24 protein-coding genes, 1 tRNA gene and 1 other annotated feature are annotated in these 17,812 nt (G+C 42.8%); of the genes, 2 read left to right on the plus strand and 23 right to left on the minus strand.

Annotated features, from left to right (window positions below):
* Nucleotides 1-74 precede the first annotated feature (74 nt).
* The 9 genes from nusB to miaA all read right to left on the minus strand — a co-directional run bounded on the left by nusB (nt 75) and on the right by miaA (nt 4,317).
* Nucleotides 75-473, minus strand: a complete 399-nt coding sequence (gene nusB / locus M3M38_RS01120; protein ID WP_252767256.1) for a transcription antitermination factor NusB — start codon at nt 471-473, stop codon at nt 75-77.
* Nucleotides 463-900 carry an Asp23/Gls24 family envelope stress response protein gene (locus M3M38_RS01125; protein ID WP_252767257.1) on the minus strand — a complete coding sequence of 146 codons (438 nt, stop codon included), beginning with the start codon at nt 898-900 and terminating at the stop codon, nt 463-465. Before M3M38_RS01125 ends, nusB begins: the two co-directional genes overlap by 11 nt.
* Before the next feature lie 26 nt (nt 901-926).
* The gene (efp, locus tag M3M38_RS01130) at nt 927-1,490 is read right to left on the minus strand and encodes an elongation factor P (RefSeq protein WP_252795631.1); all 564 of its coding nucleotides are present in this window, start codon (nt 1,488-1,490) and stop codon (nt 927-929) included.
* A gap of 114 nt (nt 1,491-1,604) precedes the next feature.
* Nucleotides 1,605-1,901, minus strand: a complete 297-nt coding sequence (gene rpmA / locus M3M38_RS01135) for a 50S ribosomal protein L27 (RefSeq protein ID WP_252767259.1) — start codon at nt 1,899-1,901, stop codon at nt 1,605-1,607.
* A gap of 26 nt (nt 1,902-1,927) precedes the next feature.
* Nucleotides 1,928-2,248, minus strand: a complete 321-nt coding sequence (locus M3M38_RS01140; RefSeq protein ID WP_252814404.1) for a ribosomal-processing cysteine protease Prp — start codon at nt 2,246-2,248, stop codon at nt 1,928-1,930.
* Between the two features lie 2 nt (nt 2,249-2,250).
* A complete protein-coding gene (gene rplU, locus M3M38_RS01145) occupies nt 2,251-2,559 on the minus strand; it encodes a 50S ribosomal protein L21 (protein ID WP_252767261.1) in 309 nt (102 codons plus the stop codon).
* A gap of 18 nt (nt 2,560-2,577) precedes the next feature.
* Nucleotides 2,578-2,653: a sequence feature (ribosomal protein L21 leader region), on the minus strand.
* 96 nt (nt 2,654-2,749) lie between these two features.
* Nucleotides 2,750-2,823: transfer RNA gene (locus M3M38_RS01150), tRNA-Arg, on the minus strand.
* A gap of 59 nt (nt 2,824-2,882) precedes the next feature.
* The gene (locus M3M38_RS01155) at nt 2,883-3,401 is read right to left on the minus strand and encodes a hypothetical protein (protein ID WP_252814406.1); all 519 of its coding nucleotides are present in this window, start codon (nt 3,399-3,401) and stop codon (nt 2,883-2,885) included.
* The gene (gene miaA, locus M3M38_RS01160; protein WP_252814408.1) at nt 3,391-4,317 is read right to left on the minus strand and encodes a tRNA (adenosine(37)-N6)-dimethylallyltransferase MiaA; all 927 of its coding nucleotides are present in this window, start codon (nt 4,315-4,317) and stop codon (nt 3,391-3,393) included. Before miaA ends, M3M38_RS01155 begins: the two co-directional genes overlap by 11 nt.
* Before the next feature lie 97 nt (nt 4,318-4,414).
* Between miaA and M3M38_RS01165 the strand changes: the two genes are divergently transcribed.
* Complete coding sequence (locus tag M3M38_RS01165) at nt 4,415-4,591, plus strand: DUF3042 family protein (RefSeq protein WP_252767264.1); 177 nt, start codon at nt 4,415-4,417, stop codon at nt 4,589-4,591.
* Between the two features lie 95 nt (nt 4,592-4,686).
* Here the strand turns inward: M3M38_RS01165 and M3M38_RS01170 are convergent, their stop codons facing one another.
* The 14 genes from M3M38_RS01170 to M3M38_RS01235 form a co-directional block, all read right to left on the minus strand.
* The gene (locus M3M38_RS01170; RefSeq protein WP_252767265.1) at nt 4,687-5,100 is read right to left on the minus strand and encodes a rhodanese-like domain-containing protein; all 414 of its coding nucleotides are present in this window, start codon (nt 5,098-5,100) and stop codon (nt 4,687-4,689) included.
* Nucleotides 5,101-5,116: 16 nt separating this feature from the next.
* On the minus strand, nt 5,117-6,079 hold the full coding sequence (locus tag M3M38_RS01175) for an ROK family glucokinase (protein ID WP_252767266.1): 963 nt from the start codon (nt 6,077-6,079) through the stop codon (nt 5,117-5,119).
* A complete protein-coding gene (locus M3M38_RS01180; RefSeq protein WP_252814847.1) occupies nt 6,054-6,302 on the minus strand; it encodes a YqgQ family protein in 249 nt (82 codons plus the stop codon). The genes M3M38_RS01175 and M3M38_RS01180 overlap by 26 nt, the downstream gene beginning before the upstream one ends.
* Before the next feature lie 31 nt (nt 6,303-6,333).
* Nucleotides 6,334-6,999 (minus strand): rhomboid family intramembrane serine protease, encoded by a 666-nt coding sequence (locus M3M38_RS01185; protein ID WP_252814409.1) that lies wholly within the window; start codon nt 6,997-6,999, stop codon nt 6,334-6,336.
* Nucleotides 6,992-7,534, minus strand: coding sequence for a 5-formyltetrahydrofolate cyclo-ligase (locus M3M38_RS01190; RefSeq protein WP_252814411.1), 543 nt, complete (start codon nt 7,532-7,534; stop codon nt 6,992-6,994). The genes M3M38_RS01185 and M3M38_RS01190 overlap by 8 nt, the downstream gene beginning before the upstream one ends.
* 47 nt (nt 7,535-7,581) lie before the next feature.
* The gene (gene rpmG / locus M3M38_RS01195) at nt 7,582-7,731 is read right to left on the minus strand and encodes a 50S ribosomal protein L33 (protein WP_252750162.1); all 150 of its coding nucleotides are present in this window, start codon (nt 7,729-7,731) and stop codon (nt 7,582-7,584) included.
* 120 nt (nt 7,732-7,851) lie between these two features.
* Complete coding sequence (locus M3M38_RS01200; protein WP_252814413.1) at nt 7,852-9,912, minus strand: peptidoglycan D,D-transpeptidase FtsI family protein; 2,061 nt, start codon at nt 9,910-9,912, stop codon at nt 7,852-7,854.
* Between the two features lie 182 nt (nt 9,913-10,094).
* Complete coding sequence (gene greA / locus M3M38_RS01205) at nt 10,095-10,571, minus strand: transcription elongation factor GreA (RefSeq protein WP_252767270.1); 477 nt, start codon at nt 10,569-10,571, stop codon at nt 10,095-10,097.
* Between the two features lie 68 nt (nt 10,572-10,639).
* A complete protein-coding gene (gene udk / locus M3M38_RS01210; protein ID WP_252814414.1) occupies nt 10,640-11,299 on the minus strand; it encodes a uridine kinase in 660 nt (219 codons plus the stop codon).
* 21 nt (nt 11,300-11,320) lie between these two features.
* On the minus strand, nt 11,321-13,735 hold the full coding sequence (gene pheT / locus M3M38_RS01215) for a phenylalanine--tRNA ligase subunit beta (RefSeq protein ID WP_252814416.1): 2,415 nt from the start codon (nt 13,733-13,735) through the stop codon (nt 11,321-11,323).
* 14 nt (nt 13,736-13,749) lie between these two features.
* On the minus strand, nt 13,750-14,787 hold the full coding sequence (gene pheS / locus M3M38_RS01220) for a phenylalanine--tRNA ligase subunit alpha (protein ID WP_274705789.1): 1,038 nt from the start codon (nt 14,785-14,787) through the stop codon (nt 13,750-13,752).
* A 273-nt stretch (nt 14,788-15,060) separates the two neighbouring features.
* Nucleotides 15,061-15,405, minus strand: coding sequence for a winged helix-turn-helix transcriptional regulator (locus M3M38_RS01225; RefSeq protein WP_252767274.1), 345 nt, complete (start codon nt 15,403-15,405; stop codon nt 15,061-15,063).
* Between the two features lie 21 nt (nt 15,406-15,426).
* Complete coding sequence (locus tag M3M38_RS01230; RefSeq protein WP_252814418.1) at nt 15,427-15,909, minus strand: HD domain-containing protein; 483 nt, start codon at nt 15,907-15,909, stop codon at nt 15,427-15,429.
* Between the two features lie 13 nt (nt 15,910-15,922).
* Complete coding sequence (locus M3M38_RS01235) at nt 15,923-16,690, minus strand: TrmH family RNA methyltransferase (RefSeq protein ID WP_252814420.1); 768 nt, start codon at nt 16,688-16,690, stop codon at nt 15,923-15,925.
* Nucleotides 16,691-16,846: 156 nt separating this feature from the next.
* On the opposite strand from M3M38_RS01235, the gene yidC reads away from it, so the two are divergent.
* Complete coding sequence (gene yidC, locus M3M38_RS01240) at nt 16,847-17,779, plus strand: membrane protein insertase YidC (protein WP_252814422.1); 933 nt, start codon at nt 16,847-16,849, stop codon at nt 17,777-17,779.
* The last annotated feature ends 33 nt before the right edge of the window (nt 17,780-17,812 follow it).

The raw sequence follows: 17,812 nt of genomic DNA on the forward strand, positions 1-17,812 counted from the left end.
TCAAACTTAGTTTTAGTTTAGCATAGATTACCCTAAAATTAAGGTAAAAAAAAGTAGAACCCACTGGCAGGATTCTACTTTTTAATTTGATCTAAAACAGCATTAACAAAGTTCGTCGATTGTTGATCACTAAACTGTTTCGTTAATTCTAGCGCTTCGTTAATCGCTACTTTGCGTGGAACTTCAGTGCTGAATTTAATTTCATACACAGCAATTTGAAGAATAATTAAATCCGCTTTGTTCAAACGTTCTAACTTCCACTTGGATGCTAGATGTGCTTGAATTGTTTCATTAATCTCCGGTTGCTGTTGTTGCACCCCATTTACCAACTCTAAAAAGTAAGCTGGCATCGGATCGACCTTACCATCGGTTAATTCACGAAATAATGCTTGTGGTTGCGTTTCGACATTATTTTCCCTAGCAAATAACGTTTGAAAGGCCAGCACTCGAATCTGGTGTCGATTAATTTTCACGGTCTTCTCCATCACTATTGAACAAACTATCAGTATCAACTTTGGGAGTTCGTTCTGGCACAATTCCTTCCACGTGAACGTTAACTGATTGAGCATGTAAATCAGTCATCACGAGGATTTGTTGCCGGACTTGTTCTTGAATCTGCAATGCTACCTTCGGAACAGAAACGCCGTAATTAAAATAGACATACACATCAATATCTAAATCACCTTGTTCGCTGAGAACCAGTTTAACCCCTTGGGTTCGTTCTTTTCTACCAAACAAACCTTTGACGCTAGTGGAAAGGTTCCCCTGCATTCGGTTAACTCCTTCAACTTGAATTGCTGCAATCCCAGCAATCACTTCAATTACTTGGGGCGCAATTTTAATTTGACCTAAATCATCCTTTTTTGTTGCTAACGTAATAAACTGTTCTTCAGTTGCCATTGCTGTTCCCCCCAAATTATTTCTAGTTATTTACCCCGTGAAATGTAAGTCCCATCGGTCGTGTTAATGACCAACTTGTCTCCTTGATTTACAAAGAAAGGAACTTGTAACGTCAAACCAGTGGTCATCGTAGCTGGTTTGGAACCACCAGAAGCGGTGTCACCCTTAATGCCCGGTTCTGTTTCAGCTACTTCTAAAGTAACTGTCTTAGGAACTTCAATTCCAATCGTCTCACCTTGGTATTGGACTATTTGCACTTCCATGTTAGGTTGCAAGTATGGCATTGCTGATTCAGCAGCTTCTCGTGGAATCGTAATTTGGTCATACGTATCAACGTCCATGAACACTAAACCATTCCCATCATCGTACAAGTATTGCATCTTTTTGGTATCGATTTCAGCCTTTTCCACTTTGGCTCCAGACCGGAAAGTTTTTTCTTGGACGGCACCAGTCCGTAAGTTCTTCAACTTAGTCCGAACGAATGCTCCCCCTTTACCAGGTTTAACGTGTTGAAAGTCAATAATCTTCCAAATTGCGTTGTCTACTTCAATTGTTAAACCAGTTTTAAATTTTGCTGTTGAAATTGCCATAGTAATCCTCCGTTTAATCCATCATTATCATATCAATACTAGTGACCAGGGCGCAAGTAAAACAGCCGGTCGGTAATAAAAAAGGCCCGCCGTAAGCGGGCCTCGAATCTTTATTTACTTATTAACCGTTTCAGTTGCTGGGTAAACAGAAACTTGACGCTTACTTCTGCCCAAACGTTCAAAACGAACGACTCCATCAACTAATGCGAATAAAGTATCATCTGAACCACGTTTAACGTTCTTACCTGGGTAAATCCGAGTTCCACGTTGTCTGTAAATAATTGATCCAGTTGTAACTGATGAACCATCAGCAGCCTTAGTTCCTAATCGACGACCGGCAGAATCCCGACCGTTTGATGAAGAACCACCGGTTTTATGGTGAGAGAAAAATTGCAAATCCATTTTAAGCATATGTCATCCACCTCCAAATAAAGAGATTATTCAATTGTTACGAAATCAGAATATTGATCCGTAATCGCACTAATTCCATTTTCAAAGCTTTGTAATAACGTTTGACCGGCCACGTTAGCTTGCTGTGGTTCCGTTAACGAAACGCTCAGATAACCACCATCGGTTTCGTTATGAGTAATTGCTGGCTGTAATCCAGCAACCTGCTCTAGTCCGTTAACCGTCGTGATTGCTAACGCTGAAACAGCGGCACAAACAATGTCATGACCGTATTCTCCAGAATCGGCATGTCCGGATAGTTCAAATCCGGCAATTACATCGTGATTAGTATCAAAATGAGCCCTAATCATGATTAAGCATTTACTTTTTCAATCTTAACTTTCGTGTAAGGTTGACGGTGACCCTTCTTTGATTGGGCCCCCTTCTTTGGTTTGTAACGGAAAATGGTAATCTTCTTGTTCTTGCCTTGTTTTTCAACTGAGCCTTCTACAGAAGCACCATCAACTAATGGAGTTCCAACCTTAGGATTGTCTCCACCAACGAAAATAACTTGGTCAAACGTAACCTTGTCACCTGCTTCGGCGTCTAGTTTTTCAACAAAAATACTTTCACCTTCGGCGACTTTGTATTGTTTACCACCAGTAACGATAATTGCGTACATTCAAATGCACCTCCTCTATTAATTGCTTAGACTCGCCAGAGATAAGCGCCGTTTCAGGACTTAATTTACTTACACTGTGCGGTTGTAGCTGTGGAAGTCCACAAGTACAACAATGAAAGTATAGCGAAATTTACCATAACTGTCAACTAAATAAAAAAATCACTTCTAAAATGTTAGAAGTGATTAAGAATGTCGCAGGAGCGACTCGAACGCTCGACCTACGGTTTAGAAGACCGTTGCTCTATCCAACTGGGCTACTGCGACAATATTAACAGTAGTAATTATATTGATTATGACCCAGGAAGTCAACGCCCAATTTAGCCTTAAATTTGCTCCTGTAACGCTTGTAATTGTTGTTTAAACTCAGCTTCCAGCTGGTCCACCGTAAAGCCGCAATCAACTAGTGCCCACTTCAAAAATAGCATCCAGGCGTGTTGAAAGGCCGCTTGCCGCTTTTTATAATAACTGGTTAACAGCATCCGTTTTAACATCAAATAGAGAGTTGCTTTTTTAGACTGGTCATCGATATCTAACTGCTGCAACTTTTCAAGCTCGTCCGCTTCTGTCTGACAAACTTGGTTCCAGTTCATTAAATTAGCAAAGAGAAAGAAACTGCGTAAGCATCGCACTACTTGGCCTAATTGTTGCGACTTGGGTTGCAAACTTGGATTTGCTACGACTCCTGTCTCTAATCCCGTGGCCTGGGCCAGGCTAGCCAACTGAACATCCAAACTAACTAATGCGGCCATTTGGTGCCGTGGCTGCGTCCAAATTAACTGTTTTTGCACGTCTAATTGTTGGTAATAGCTCAAAGTCTCTGTTTGCATGGTTTTAAAGCTCATCTGTGTTCCTCCACCTCTGTACTGCTTGTTCAATTTCAGTGATTTGTTCTTTGCGTTCCACTAAATTGTACCAGTGAACGTCCATCTGATTCCGAAACCAGGTTAACTGCCGTTTAGCATAATGGCGCGAGTCTTTTTGAATCTCACTCACAGTTGTCGCTAAATCTTGTTCTCCGGCAAAGTACGGCGTAAATTCACGATAGCCAATGCCCTTTAAAGCCGGTAGATTTGGTCCCTGCTTTCGTAACCATTCGTTTTCAGATAACAGTCCCACTTGCATCATCAGTTCCACCCGCTGATTAATTCGTTGATACAGTAGCGATCGCTCACAATTTAAACCAATTAGATAGGCATCATATGGATGTGGATGGTTTTGCTGGTCACTCGGCAACTTGCCAGTCACGCGATAAATCTCTAACGCTCTCATCACTCGCCGGCTATTATGCGCATCAATCTTAGCAGCCGCAATGGCATCAATTAATTGCAGTTGGTGCCAGAGTTCTTCTGGACCGACTTCCGCTAACTCTGCTTCTAACTGGGAACGAACCTCAGCACTGGAACTGTTGTGACCCCCAAGTTGTAATCCTTGTAAGAGGGCCTTTAGATAGTATCCAGTTCCACCAGCGATAATTGGAAGTTTCCCCCGCTGGTGAATCCCTACAATTAACGCCTGACAATCACTAACAAATTGTTGCACTCCGTATCGTTCCTGAACGGTTAGGATGTCAATTAGGTGATGCGGAACCAAAGCTTGTTCTGTGGGAGAAACCTTGGCAGTTCCAATGTCTAAATGGCGATACACCTGCATGGAGTCTCCCGAAATAATCTCTCCGTTAAATTTCTGGGCGAGGGAAAGCGCTAAATCACTTTTTCCCACGGCAGTGGGTCCAACGACCGCTAATACTTTTGGCTTCATTTTCTTCTCACTTTATTTGGTTTTAACACTGGATATCTTACCGCAATTCGAGCATAATAGACAAGGAAAGAACAGTTATCACGAGGAGGCCCTTAGAATGAACAAATTTGGAAAAGGATTTGCTACTGGTGTAATCACGATGTTAGGGATTGCTGCCGGAGCATTATTCTCATTTAAAAAGACGGTCGTTGAACCAATCGAAAAACAAGAAGAAAAAGCTGACGAAAACCGGAAAAAGGTTATGCGCAAAGCCGGATCTTCTCACTTAGGTTAATTAGCCGGAGCACTTCTCATATGGAGAAGTGCTTTTTTGTTATTCAATTAGAGCAAACAAAAACACTAGGTAAAATTTTACCTAGTGTTTTTAAATTAACCTTTTTTAACTTTACCGTCCCACTTCTGATAACCTTCATTTAAGATGGCTAACTTTTGAAATCCCTGCTTATGTAGGAACTTCGCGGCCTGGACACTTAAAACCTTGGTTTGATCATACAGATAAACCGGTAAATCAGGACGAAGTTGTTGATATGAAATCTTTAAGGAAGCATATGGAATGTTACGTGCTCCCAGGATATGACCAGTTTCAAAGCTTTGCGCTTCGCGAAGATCAATTACTTGGGCTTGACGAATTCCAGCTTGAAACTGATCCTCAGATAAGAACTTAGTATATTTCTTAACCTGAAAAATCCGCCAATAACGTACTCCCGCAATAACCACGATTACCAACAAAATCGCAATTAAAATCATTAATAACGATGAGGCAAATCCACTTGCAACAATCATAAATCGTCACTCCAGCCTATCTAAATTGTAAGGCCATGGAAGCAGCTCCAATTACCCCAGCGTCGTTACCTAGTTCAGCTAACTTCAACTTGGTTGAGTCGCGAATGGATGGGAAGGCGTTTTCTTGGAAGTACTTCGTCGTTGGTTGTAAGAGGGTATTACCGGCATTAGAAACTCCCCCACCAATGACGATGCTAGCGGGATTCAAAGTATTACCAATGTCTGATAATGCTAATCCAAGGTAGAAACAAATCCGGTCAACCACTTGGTTAGCTAGGATATCACCATTATCAGCCAAATAGAAAATCAACTTTGAAGTAATCTTTTCATCAGTTTGTTCTAATTCGGCTAACCGAGAAGTTCCATGAAATTCCTTAGCCATGTCAGCAGCAACCCGCACGATTCCAGTAGCGGAAGCATAAGTTTCTAGACAACCTTTTTTACCACAAGTACATTGGTACCCATTTGGCTGAACCGCGATGTGACCAATTTCACCCGCACCACCGTTAACCCCGTGGAGTAACTTTCCATTGGCAATCACACCACCACCAACTCCAGTTCCCAAGGTTACAAAGACCACGTCTTCTTCCAGACTTCCGGCACCCTTCCAATATTCACCTAGCGAAGCAACGTTCGCATCGTTATCTAAATCAAATGGTAAACCTAAGCCTTCTTGAATCTTTTGGCGCACTGGTTGCATTTTAGCCCAATTCAAGTTGTAAGCTTCAGAAACCGTGCCGTTTTCACGATCAACCGTTCCGGGAGTTCCCATTCCAATTCCAATAAAATCGGCGTTTGTCTTTCCTGAGTCTTCAATATGTTGTTGAATTGACTTGATGATGTTATCAACGATGTGGCTTCCGTTATCACTAATGTCGGTTAAAATCCGCCATTTTTCAAGAATTTCACCTTGTTGATTTAAAAAGGCCATTTTCGTGGTCGTTCCACCTAAATCAATTCCAATTAAGTTCTTTGCCATCTTCTAATCCTCCAGTTGTCTGTTGTTCTTTGGTTGCCTCAATTCGATGCTCGTGTTTCAAAACCAACTTAGCAGCCATAAAATCTGACCGAGAAATCACTTGTGCTTCGTACAAGTGATCCAACTCTAAGGCCATTACTTCAATATCCCAAATTCGCTTACCAACGTAGACGTAGATTCCAAATCGCTTTAAGAGCTGTTGAACATCATATAGATTTTTCATCATTGGTCACCTCATTGGTTATAACTATGCCTTAATGATTAAATCCAATGATCCACAAGGCTATTATAACAATAATTAAAACGTTTGCATAAATAAATCGTACTTTTTTTGACAATAATTTTGGTTGGGACAGACCAACTGTAAAGCTACCACAAAAACCACCCACGAGGCCACCTACATGGCCCCAAATATCGATAGTAGGTAAAAATAAATCAGAAACCAAGTTAATGATAATTAACAATAAAAACGACTGGGCTGTTTGTTTAAACCACTGATTTTGCGGTAAAGTCAGTCCTAACATTAAAAAGGCCCCAAACAAGCCAAATAAGGAAGTACTACATCCGGCGGAAACGCTCCCGTCGCTACCAAAGCCAAAACTAAATAGATTCCCTACGATTCCAGAACCTAAAAAAAGGGCTAAGAACCGCCAGTGACCAAAAATTCCTTCTAAAATTCGGCCCAAGAAATACAAAGTCAATAAATTAAGGGTCAAATGTTGCCAACCAATGTGGATAAAGATCGGAGTAACCAACCGCCACCATTGACCGGCACGGACTAGCTGATTAACTTCACCTCCAAATTGAACCAGGGTGGTTAAGTTGGTCGTTCCACCGGCCAAAGTCATGGCAATAAATACCAATGTCATCACCACGATTAAAGTCCACGTTACGATTGGCTGATTACGTAGTTTACTCATCGGCATCCTCCACTAGTAATTGCTGCACTGGAACATCAAAGGGATCCGTTTCCCAGGGAGTCTCCAGTAACTGCTCCTTTTGTACCAAGGCAAGCGTTGCTCCTGAAAAATCAGCTAGGAAACGATCATAGAAACCACCGCCATATCCAATCCGCTGGTGGTTGGTAGTACAAAAGGCAACGCCTGGTACAATCATTAAATCAATTTCATCTGCCTGCACTGGTTCCCCGTTCGTTGGTTCAATCACGCCAAAGTGGGTTTTTACCAACTGAGTATGGACTGTTAGCGGATAAAAGCGCATGCGTCGTCCGGGAAAAGTTCGCGGGATTACAACCGTTTTCCCTAATTGTTGCGCCACGTTAATGATTGGTTGCGTAGGAATTTCGTGATCCATACTCATTGTTACTGCTACAGTCTGAGCATTCAGCCATTCTGGAGTTGCGAAGAGACGTTGGTATAAATTTTGAAACCGGTGAGGACCAGCTGATTGGTTTGCTAGTCTTTGCATCACTTCAGTTCTAATTTCTGTTTTCATTTTTCTTCCCAGTTAATAAAAAAGATTTTGGGCCTCAGCCCAAAATCTTATTTTGTTTCCCGATGTAATGTAACTTTTCTTTCACGTGGGCAATACTTTTCTAATTCTAAACGGTCGGGGTTATTACGACGATTTTTAGATGTTAAGTAATTGCGTTCGTGGCATTCAGTACATTCTAAAGTGATGTGTACACGCATGTTAAATACCTCCAAACAATGCTTTTTAGATTTATCAAATATAACAAATACTAGTCTACCATCTTTTCAGATTAATTTCTACCAATTAATCAAATAAACGTTAAGTATTTCTACTTGACGCTAATTATCGTTGTGTTGTACGTCTTTCCAGTAAGCTTGATAAATGTTTTTCGCTAAATCAATGTTATTGCTTTGAGCATCATTCGGTAAGTTGGTCATCGCTAAGGCCACAACCACTTGTGGGTGATCTGATGGAGCATACGAAGCCAAACTCAGGGTCGTTGTTTCCTGACCGTTATAGAAGGTTTGCGCCGTCCCCGTCTTAGCCGAAATCTCCGGTTTAATGTCAGCTAGGGCGCCACCGGTCTTGTACTTATTGTGACCATGAACCACTTGGTAGAGTCCTTGCTTAATTACACGGCTTTCATCGGTACTCATTGGAACCGTATTTAAAACCTGCGGCATAATGGTTTCACGAACTGCTCCTAGTTTTCCTGTTTTACCGTTCGTACTTCGCACATTTTCAACCACGTGTGGACGTACCCGGTACCCACCGTTTGCAATGGTCGACATATATTGAGCAACTTGTAAAGTCGTGTAGCCGTCATAGTTACCGAAAGATTCATCAAGCGCCTTCCCGATGTTTGCAAATCCGCCTGGTCCTTCAATCCCGGTCGTTTCATTTGGTAAGTCAATTCCGGTTTTAACTCCGAGTCCAAACTGGTTAAAGTAACCCCGCTCGATGTTAAAAATGTTAGGATTCATGTTCAAAGGAGCCCCTTCAACATAGTGATATCCAGCTTCTTTCATGGCTAATTGCATCATGTACGAGTTAGAAGAAACTTCTAACGCATCCGAAGCATTTAATGCAATGTTAGCGGCTCCCGTCTTGTTAAACCAGGAACTCTTCGTAGTTCCTCCATTTTTAATTGGCATGTCAGTCAAAGTGCTGCTTTCAGGCGTAATTACTTTACTCCGTAATGCTCCATAAACCGTAGCACCTTTAACTACCGAACCCATGGTAATCGAACTATTCATTACCCCTAGATCATTCTGCGTAACCTTCCCGGTTTTAGGATTGCGGCTGACCCCGGCCATACCGATAATTGCTCCTGTATTAGGATTCATTACGACGGCATAAGTTCCAGTCGCATTTCCACCTGGTTGAGCTTTTTTCACCATATCCTGCAATTCCTTTTGGAATTTACCATTAATGGAAAGCTGGAGGTTGTCGCCACGCCGACCGGGATACTTTTTAACCGCCTTAACAATTTGATCATCACTATTTAACTTAATGTCAGTTTGTGACTTTGATCCCCGTAAAACTGGTTCATATTGTTCTTCCAAGCTGTTGTTTCCAGCTGCCTCATTCTGGGAATAGCCTTGTGATAGTAACTGATTCATTCGACTATCAGGTAGACCAACTTGGTTAGAGGTAACTGTTCCTGTAATGGACTGAATTTCTTTCCCGTTTGGATACTCACGCGTCCAATTAGTTCCAACTTGAACGCCCGGAAGCTCCTGCGCATGTTCTCCCACCTGAGCAATCTCTTGATTGCTAACGTTGTCATACTTCACGTAGGTCGTCGTTAACCGGTAAGCCCCACTCATAGAAATATAAATGGCAGCCGCGTTTTTAAACTGAGTAGTTTCTTGGTATGGCGGATTCTTTTGAGCAATTTTTAGTTCTGCTTCCACCTTTTGGTCCGGATTAAGATTTTGAGCATTCGGAACCTGCTTGGCCATCTGGGTTTGATGTTCAGTACTAGCTAAATAGTACTGTGCCATCTGCTTCTTTGTTAGTTTATTAGTAGGAACTTTGACAATTTTACTCAATTTAGTGGCCACTTGATACATGTCATTGACCGTCACTTTTGGTCCTCGAGTATAAGTAATCGCCCGTTCTGTTTTATTACCAACCAATAATTTTCCGGTGGAATCATAAATCATGCCCCGTTGTACGTTTCCGTACACGGTGGAGCTATTATTTTTATTGACTGCTGACTTAAAGTAATTACCTTGAATCAACTGTAAATCTGCTAATTTCCAAATTAAAACCGCAAACAAGGCCCCAACCAACAGAAAAATCAAATTCAATCGGAAAGGAATTCGCTTATTGCCAGTTTCTTGTCGTTTAGTTCGTGTTTTTTTCTTGAAAAATCTACCAAAGAAATTACCCACGATGTTGCTCCTCTTCATTTTGTATTTTCATAAATCAGTAATTGCCTCCGAAGACAACTATTCACATTATCACATTATCACGAATTAACCGCAATCTGATTATTCTTAAAGTTAGCTTAAATCTTACTCACAAGAAAAAAACTCGCGAAAGGCAAACCTTTGCGAGTCTTCTTACTTGGTCATTATTGAACGGAAATAATTTGAACGTGCATTACTCCGTCAGGAATTTCGATGTCAACCTCTTCACCCACCTTGTGTCCTAACAAGCCCTTGGCAATTGGTGAATCGTTGGAAACTTTACCAGACAACGGATCTGCTTCAGCTGCCCCAACAATTTGGTAAGTTTCTGGTTCTTCATCTGGAAGTTCCTTAAATTCAACCGTTTTTCCCACACTCACTTCATCACTAGCAGTTTGTTCTTCATCAACCACTTCTGCAAATTGGAGCATGTGTTCAACCGTGTTAATCCGACTTTCCAATAATGCTTGTTCATTTTTAGCTGATTTGTACTCAGAATTTTCGGACAAATCACCATAGCTTCGCGCAATTTTAATTTGTTCAATTACGTGGGGACGCTGGTTAGTCTTTAAATCTTCTAACTCAGCTTCAAGTTTCACTTTCCCCTCTTTGGTCATTGGATATACTTTATCTTCAGCCATTGTTCCACCTCAATTATTTTAGTCAACTTAGAATTTATCACGAACCTCGTTCATTAGCAAATAAAAAGTTACTCAGCCAGTAAGGGACCTTCGTCATCCGTCCCTAAAATTGCTTTAATTTTAGTGGCCAGCAAATCAATGGCAACGTTATTTTTACCTCCACGCGGAATAATGATATCTGCGTACCGCTTCGAAGGTTCCACAAATTGTTGGTACATCGGACGCACTGTTCCCAGGTATTGTTGAATAATTGAATCCAAGGAACGTCCCCGTTCTTCCGTATCCCGCTGAATCCGTCTGATTAACCGAATATCGTCATCCGTATCCACAAACACCTTAATGTCCATTAAATCACGTAACCGGGAATCATTGAGCGTTAAAATTCCCTCCAGAATAATCACGTCAGTGGGTTCTTGGCGTTCTGTTTTATTGCTCCGCGTAAATTGGGAATAATCATAAACTGGTTTTTCGATTGTTTCGTAGTTCAATAACCGCTGGAGTTGATCGACCAGTAAATCGTTATCAAAGGCATCCGGATGGTCATAATTGACCTTTTTTCGGTCGGCCATGCTCATCTCAGCCTGATCTTTGTAATACGAATCTTGTTGAATAATGGAAATGGAATGACCTAGGAGACGTTGTAAAATTGCCCGACTTACCGTCGTTTTCCCGCTACTAGAACCACCTGTAACTCCAATAATCACGGGCCGTTTTTGCTTAATTACCATCAGTCTGTTCAGCCTTTCTGCTTATCTGATTTCTGCATTGAGTTCTGCTTGTAAATGTTGCTCAACTTTAGCCATAGCTTGGTTCACCACGTCGTCCTGCAACGTTTCTTGTGGATTTTCAAAACTTAATGTATATGCCAAAGACTTCTTACCTGCCGGAACGTGTTCGCCAACGTAAACATCAAATAGCGTTACAGTATGCAAGTAGGCTCCCCCACGTTTCCAAATAATGGTTTCAATTTGTTTGTTTGTGACATCATCAGCAACTAACATGGCGATATCACGCTTAATTCCTGGTAAGGAGCTCACCACTTGATATTGCGCTTCGTGCTTAGGTGCAGTCATTAGCCGATCAAAATCTAACTCAAAAACATAAGTCGGTTTCACCTTAAACTGCTTAGTAGTGTTGGGATGAACCTGACCGAGAAAACCAATAACTTCATCATCTAGTTTGATCAAGGCTGTCCGACCAGGGTGCATTTGCGCTAACTGCTCCGTTGATTCGTACGTAATTGTTCCTTGGAGTGACAAGGTTTGCAAGTATTGAGCAACAATTCCCTTTAATAGGAAGAAATCAACCGGACGAACCTGTTGGTTCCAACTAGCGATGGGCATGGTACCAGAAATGGCTCCGGCAACGTGTTCCACTTCGGTCGGTCGAATCTGATCTTCCTGATCCTTGTAGAATACCCGACCTTGTTCATACAGGGAAACGTTTTCCACTCCGCGAGCTTGGTTGTAAGTAACATCGTCCAGTAAGCCACTGACCAGGTTCATCCGGAGCACCGAGTGATCCTTAGTCATTGGCCATTGCAAGTCAGTAGAAAAACTCTGCTGTAACATGAACATGGCAGCCTTTTCGGGCGTCGTCAGTGAGTAAGAAATGGCATGATTAAGTCCCATGCCCTGTAACGTTTGCCGTGATTTCCGCATGGCATGTTGTTTCGAGGTTAATCCCCCTTCAGTTGTTTGGGTCACTGGCAAGGTTTCTGGAATATTGTCGTAGCCATAAATCCGGGCCACTTCTTCAATTAAATCAGCATCAATTTGTAAGTCCCAGCAGCGCGTCGGAATGGTAACAGTAAATTCACCGTGGTTATCGACCACGCCAAATCCCAACCGGGTAAAGATTTCGTTAATCGTGGCTGCACTCAAATCGGTGCCCAGCACGTGATTAATCCGGTCCGCCGTAATTTTAATCACCCGTTCGTTCACCGGTGCCTGACTTCCGGTAACTACCCCCTGGCTAGCCTGCCCGTCAGCTAGAGATTGAATCATTCCCGCTGCATAATTAAGAGCCGTAATGACATCGCCGTGATCAACGCCCCGTTCAAAGCGTTGGGATGCATCCGTGTGCAGATTCTCTTTTTGGGCCATTTTCCGAGTCAATACGGAATCAAATACTCCGGCTTCTAAGACAATCGTAGTGGTCTCGTTGGTAACCCGAGTCGAATCACCTCCCATTAACCCGGCTAATGCGACTGGTTGGTCACCGCTAGTGATTACCACGTCTTGGTCGTTTAGTTCACGTTCAGCTTCATCCAGCGTGGTGATTTTTTCCCCCGGACGAGCCCGTCTAACTTCTAAGTTAGCCGCTGGTAATTGACTTAAATCATAAGCGTGTAATGGTTGTCCCAGGAATAGCATCACGTAGTTCGTAACGTCCACCACGTTATTAATTGGCTTAATTCCAGCGTTCCAGAGCCGAATTTGTAACCAGAGGGGACTCGGATGGACTTGCACGTTTTTGACCACTTGTAAGTGATACTGACTAGCTAGTTGATCGTCAGCAGTAGCAGCAATCACGTCAGCACTGCTCTCCTGACCTGTTGCTGCTTCTGGTTGCACCGTAAAGTCCGGTTTTTGATCCAACACGGCCGCCAAATCGTAGACAACCCCGCGCATACTTAACATGTCACCACGATTGGGCGTTACATCTAGGTCTAACATGGGATCGTTCATTCCCAAGTAGTCGTAAACTTCATCCCCTAACTTAGCATCATCGGGTAAGAAGTAAATTCCGTCCTTCCATTCGTCGGGAACCACGTCCTTGGGAAATCCAATTTCATCTAAGGCACAAATCATGCCGTCAGACTTAACCCCACGCATTTTTGCCTTTTTAATCTTCACGTTTCCGGCTACCCGAGCCCCAGGCATGGCCACAATGACCTTCTTGCCGACTTCAACGTTTGGAGCTCCACACACGATTTGTTGTGGTTCCGCTGCACCTACATCCACCTGACAAATGTTCAAGTGACCAGCATCTGGGTGTTTTTCTATGGATAAAATCTGGCCGACGATTAACTTTTTCAAACCCGTACTTCGTTTCGTAACCGAATCTACCTCAACCGAGGTCCGTTCAATCTTTTCTCCTAGTGATTCTGGATCAAGTTTGAGCTTCAGGTACTGGCTTAACCAATCATACGAAAGTAACATTCTTCATCCTCCTGTTAGTCAAATTGCGTCAAAAATTTCAGGTTGTTTAAGTAGAAATCCCGAATATCGTTGACACCATATTTCAGCATTGCAAACCGATCGGGACCCACTCCAAAGGCAAAGCCGCCATATTCGTGTGGATTAACGCCAGCCATTTTTAAAACGTTCGGATGAACCATTCCGGCCCCCAGTACTTCAATCCAACCAGATCCCTTGCAAACGGCACAACCCTTGCCGCCACAATTCATACACGTGATGTCAGCTTCCACAGATGGTTCGGTAAATGGAAAATAACTGGGGCGTAACCGTACTTGAAATTTATCCCCAAAGAGCGCATGGGTCATGGCAGCCAACGTTCCCTTTAAATCAGCCATCGTAATGTGCTTATCAATCACAATTCCTTCTACTTGGTGAAATTGATGCGAATGAGTCGGATCATCAGTGTCCCGCCGGAATACGACTCCAGGAGAAATCATCTTTAGGGGTCCTTGGCTAAAGTCATGTGTTTCTAATGCCCGCGCCTGCATGGGTGAGGTGTGGGTTCGCATTAAAATTTCCTTAGTGATGTAGAACGTATCCTGCATGTCACGAGCAGGATGATCCTTCGGTAAGTTCATCATCTCAAAGTTATAGTGTTCTTCTTCGACTTCTGGACCACTTAAAACTTGATACCCCATGCCGATGAAAATATCTTCAATTTCATCAATGATCTTTTGAATCACGTGGGGATGACCAAAGGGAATTTGGTCTCCGGGCAAGGTGACATCAATCTTTTCTGCAGCTAATTTTTGATTCAAGGCCGCCGTTTCTAAGGCCGATAGCTTCGTTTCTAGCGCCGTAGTTAATTCATCCCGAATCTGGTTAGCTAAGCTTCCCGCCGTCGGCCGTTCTTCGACGGGTAACTTGGCAATCCCCCGGAGCGTTTGGGTAATTGAGCCTTTTTTCCCCAGAAGTTGCACCTTAATTTGGTTTAATTCCTTTTGATCCGTCGCAGCCTCGATCTGCTGCAAACCATTGTCCTTAATCGTTTCTAATTCCGTTTGCAAACTCATGGAAATCCTCCTTTAATTTTGTCCAGAAAAAAAGCTCCGCCCCAGACCGGGACGAAGCTTCGCGTTACCACCCAAATTCGTAGGTTTACCTACGCACTCATTTGATGGATAACGATCATCAGTCGGACATTTTTCAGCATGATGCCTACAGCCACAAGCGAATTCGGTTTCTTTGATCACTTTCAGCCTCCGTGATCTCTCTGTCACAGTAGAAACTTACTACCTCTTTGACTATCGTAGTTACTAAAAATATAAATCATTCTGAGCATCGGGTCAAGCCTCATCGTTACCATTACACCATTTATCCGCCCACGCATGCGTAGCTTCCATGACCGGACGTAAATCTTGTCCCTTGGGTGTTAAATCATACAAAATCAATGCTGAATCATCACTAGTCTTTCTAGTGACAATGTCATAGCCCTGTAATTCCTTTAACCGGGCCGTTAAAACCCGATCACTACAATCAGGAACTTTTAAGGCCAATTCCCCAAACCGGAGTGGTCCACTCACCAATAAAGATTGAATAATCATTCCGTTCCACTTGCGCCCTAAAATTTGGAATGCTTCCTGAAAGCTAGCACATAAACAGGTTTCGTCCCTCATTCGTCTTTTTCCCATCGAAAGGGCCTCCTTACTCAATTATTTTTTCAAAGCTTTTTTTACTTTACTTTCCAGTGGTGTCATAAATTCATTAACCGCCGCATAATCGTCCACCAAAGATACAATGACACTTTCCTTGTACTTAGGCCGGGCCAAAGTTAGCCCCCACATGTGCTTCAAAATGATGTCTTCTTCCTTAGGAGTCAACTGCGTAATTTTTTTAGCATTTCTTAACGCCACCCGGGGATGAATAAAGGCATGACTTCCTACCGAAAACTTAGTTGTCCGCCAATCGTAATAAAACAAGTCGTGCAACAAGCCCCCTCGAGCGGCCGCTCGGTAGTCCAGATTCATTCGTTTGGCAATTCGATAACTTTCATAAGAAACGTATATACAATGTTTTAAGCGTGTTGAGTGGTGATGCTGGGTATAATTTGCCAGTTTTTGCACCGCGGGCGCTTCCAACAAATCTTGCACACAGCTTAAGTATTCCGGATCATTTTGCCAATCAGTCTTGGTCATTTTCTCACCTCGTTTAGTTCGCTTTAATGCGGAACATGATTACGGCTGCAGCAATGGCAACGTTTAAAGACTCTGCGTGACCCGTAATGGGAATATACAAGTTCTTCGTAGTTTGGTGCAGTAATACTGGATTCATTCCGTTGCCCTCGTTACCCATAATCAAAGCAAAATCTCTCTGGGGCTGAACCTCGCGATAATTAACCGCCTCTGGGTTCAGTTCGGTTCCATAAATTGGCTGGTGCTTAGTGTGAAACCAGTCTAACACGGCTTTTAGATCAGCTTCTACAACTTGAAGGTGAAACTGACTTCCTTGCATGGCTCGCAAAACTTTCCCATTATACGGGCTTGCCGTTCCATTGCCAAAAACCACTCCGGCAAAACCCGCCGCATCAGCAGTTCTAACCATGGTTCCAATGTTACCTGGATCCTGCACTTGGTCTAGCAATAACCATGCGCCATGATAGTCTGGTTCAACTACGGGAGCTTGCAATTTACAAACCAGAAAAATTCCTTGGGGAGTTGTGGTTTCTCCCAGCTCTTGAGCGACCGCGTCAGAAATCAACGTCACCGGAAGGTCAGATAATTTTGAACCGTGCTCTAAATACTGGTCGTCCGTTGCATAAATCATTTCAATTTCAGCTGCCGGTAAAGCGGATAGCGCTTCTTGAACCAGATGCCAACTCTCGAGTAAATAACGCTGTTGGTGCTTGCGTCCCTTGGGAGTGGCTAATTTTTTGAGCTGCTTAATTTGTTGATTATGTTTTGAATCAATTCGTTCCATTTTTTAATCACCACTCGCTCACTTATTAACGTCATTTTATCACATTCCTCAAAAAAGGTTGTAGTTAACTTCCACCGCACTTAGTGAGTTTAATTGAAGTTAATGGGGGTTTAGGTTAGTATAATAGCTATGATTGAAACCAAAGGAGTAAGTTAAATGAAAAAAAGAAAAAAACTAGCGTTACTAGGCTTAGCCGGTCTCGCTGCTTTCACTTTGTCTGGGTGTGTCCAGACTGATGCACACGGAAAGCCATACGGATTTGTTTACGATTACCTAGCCGTTCCCGGGCAGCACGTCATGGATTGGCTGGCTCAGTATGTAGGAGGCTACGGTTGGTCCTTAATTGTGATCACCGTCGTGGTCAGACTCTTACTGTTACCCATGATGGTCAGCCAGGTGAAAAAATCGACCGTCCAGCAAGAAAAAATGGCCTTGGTTAAACCACAACTCACTAAGTTACAAAAGCTGATGAAAAATGCCAAAACCCAGCAAGAGCAAGTGGAGTTAAACCAACAAATGATGCGCTTGTACAAGGACAATAACATCAGTATGACCGGTGGAATTGGCTGTCTGCCGCTTTTAATTCAGTTACCAGTGTTTGCTGCTCTATACGCAGCCATTCGGTACTCACCACAACTGTCCCACACCGTTTTCATGGGGATTCAACTAGGACAAAAGAGTTTATTACTCGCCATTTTATCCTTGATTGTCTACGGAATTCAAGGTTACCTGTCTATGATTGGGATGCCCAAGGATCAACGAAAACAAATGGGCTTCATGATGTTAATCAGTCCCATCATGATTTTCTTTGTAACCATGTCCTCTCCAGCCGGATTAGGAATCTACTTCTTCATCGGTGGACTCTTCGCCATCTTACAACAATTAATCGTTAATGCTTATCGGCCTAAAATCGTGGCGCAGGTTAATGCCGAAGCCAAACGTAACCCACCAAAAGTGGTCGTTCCAGATGAGATTGTTAAGGCAGAGGATCAGATTGAAACGGAAGAAAAAGCAGAAACCAAGGAATCTGAAGCAACCAATCACCATCCACGCAATCAGAATAAACAACGTCATCATCATGATGACTAAAAAAAGTCGTTCCCGCTGGGAACGACTTTTTTT

The sequence above is a fragment of the Fructilactobacillus cliffordii genome (assembly GCF_024029355.1).
Classification (GTDB): domain Bacteria; phylum Bacillota; class Bacilli; order Lactobacillales; family Lactobacillaceae; genus Fructilactobacillus; species Fructilactobacillus cliffordii.

What these genes read in the sequence shown, in the direction of transcription:
- greA (WP_252767270.1), bottom strand. Translation starts at nt 10,571, where the DNA reads ATGGCTGAAGATAAAGTATATCCAATGACCAAAGAGGGGAAAGTGAAA.
- M3M38_RS01180 (WP_252814847.1), bottom strand. Translation starts at nt 6,302, where the DNA reads ATGAAAAATCTATATGATGTTCAACAGCTCTTAAAGCGATTTGGAATC.
- rpmA (WP_252767259.1), bottom strand. Translation starts at nt 1,901, where the DNA reads ATGCTTAAAATGGATTTGCAATTTTTCTCTCACCATAAAACCGGTGGT.
- M3M38_RS01225 (WP_252767274.1), bottom strand. Translation starts at nt 15,405, where the DNA reads ATGGGAAAAAGACGAATGAGGGACGAAACCTGTTTATGTGCTAGCTTT.
- M3M38_RS01230 (WP_252814418.1), bottom strand. Translation starts at nt 15,909, where the DNA reads ATGACCAAGACTGATTGGCAAAATGATCCGGAATACTTAAGCTGTGTG.
- rplU (WP_252767261.1), bottom strand. Translation starts at nt 2,559, where the DNA reads ATGTACGCAATTATCGTTACTGGTGGTAAACAATACAAAGTCGCCGAA.
- yidC (WP_252814422.1), top strand. Translation starts at nt 16,847, where the DNA reads ATGAAAAAAAGAAAAAAACTAGCGTTACTAGGCTTAGCCGGTCTCGCT.
- M3M38_RS01185 (WP_252814409.1), bottom strand. Translation starts at nt 6,999, where the DNA reads ATGAGTAAACTACGTAATCAGCCAATCGTAACGTGGACTTTAATCGTG.
- pheS (WP_274705789.1), bottom strand. Translation starts at nt 14,787, where the DNA reads ATGAGTTTGCAAACGGAATTAGAAACGATTAAGGACAATGGTTTGCAG.
- M3M38_RS01155 (WP_252814406.1), bottom strand. Translation starts at nt 3,401, where the DNA reads ATGAGCTTTAAAACCATGCAAACAGAGACTTTGAGCTATTACCAACAA.
- M3M38_RS01165 (WP_252767264.1), top strand. Translation starts at nt 4,415, where the DNA reads ATGAACAAATTTGGAAAAGGATTTGCTACTGGTGTAATCACGATGTTA.
- M3M38_RS01175 (WP_252767266.1), bottom strand. Translation starts at nt 6,079, where the DNA reads ATGGCAAAGAACTTAATTGGAATTGATTTAGGTGGAACGACCACGAAA.
- M3M38_RS01140 (WP_252814404.1), bottom strand. Translation starts at nt 2,248, where the DNA reads ATGATTAGGGCTCATTTTGATACTAATCACGATGTAATTGCCGGATTT.
- miaA (WP_252814408.1), bottom strand. Translation starts at nt 4,317, where the DNA reads ATGAAGCCAAAAGTATTAGCGGTCGTTGGACCCACTGCCGTGGGAAAA.
- M3M38_RS01170 (WP_252767265.1), bottom strand. Translation starts at nt 5,100, where the DNA reads ATGATTGTTGCAAGTGGATTTGCCTCATCGTTATTAATGATTTTAATT.
- M3M38_RS01125 (WP_252767257.1), bottom strand. Translation starts at nt 900, where the DNA reads ATGGCAACTGAAGAACAGTTTATTACGTTAGCAACAAAAAAGGATGAT.
- efp (WP_252795631.1), bottom strand. Translation starts at nt 1,490, where the DNA reads ATGGCAATTTCAACAGCAAAATTTAAAACTGGTTTAACAATTGAAGTA.
- pheT (WP_252814416.1), bottom strand. Translation starts at nt 13,735, where the DNA reads ATGTTACTTTCGTATGATTGGTTAAGCCAGTACCTGAAGCTCAAACTT.
- udk (WP_252814414.1), bottom strand. Translation starts at nt 11,299, where the DNA reads ATGGTAATTAAGCAAAAACGGCCCGTGATTATTGGAGTTACAGGTGGT.
- rpmG (WP_252750162.1), bottom strand. Translation starts at nt 7,731, where the DNA reads ATGCGTGTACACATCACTTTAGAATGTACTGAATGCCACGAACGCAAT.
- M3M38_RS01235 (WP_252814420.1), bottom strand. Translation starts at nt 16,690, where the DNA reads ATGGAACGAATTGATTCAAAACATAATCAACAAATTAAGCAGCTCAAA.
- M3M38_RS01190 (WP_252814411.1), bottom strand. Translation starts at nt 7,534, where the DNA reads ATGAAAACAGAAATTAGAACTGAAGTGATGCAAAGACTAGCAAACCAA.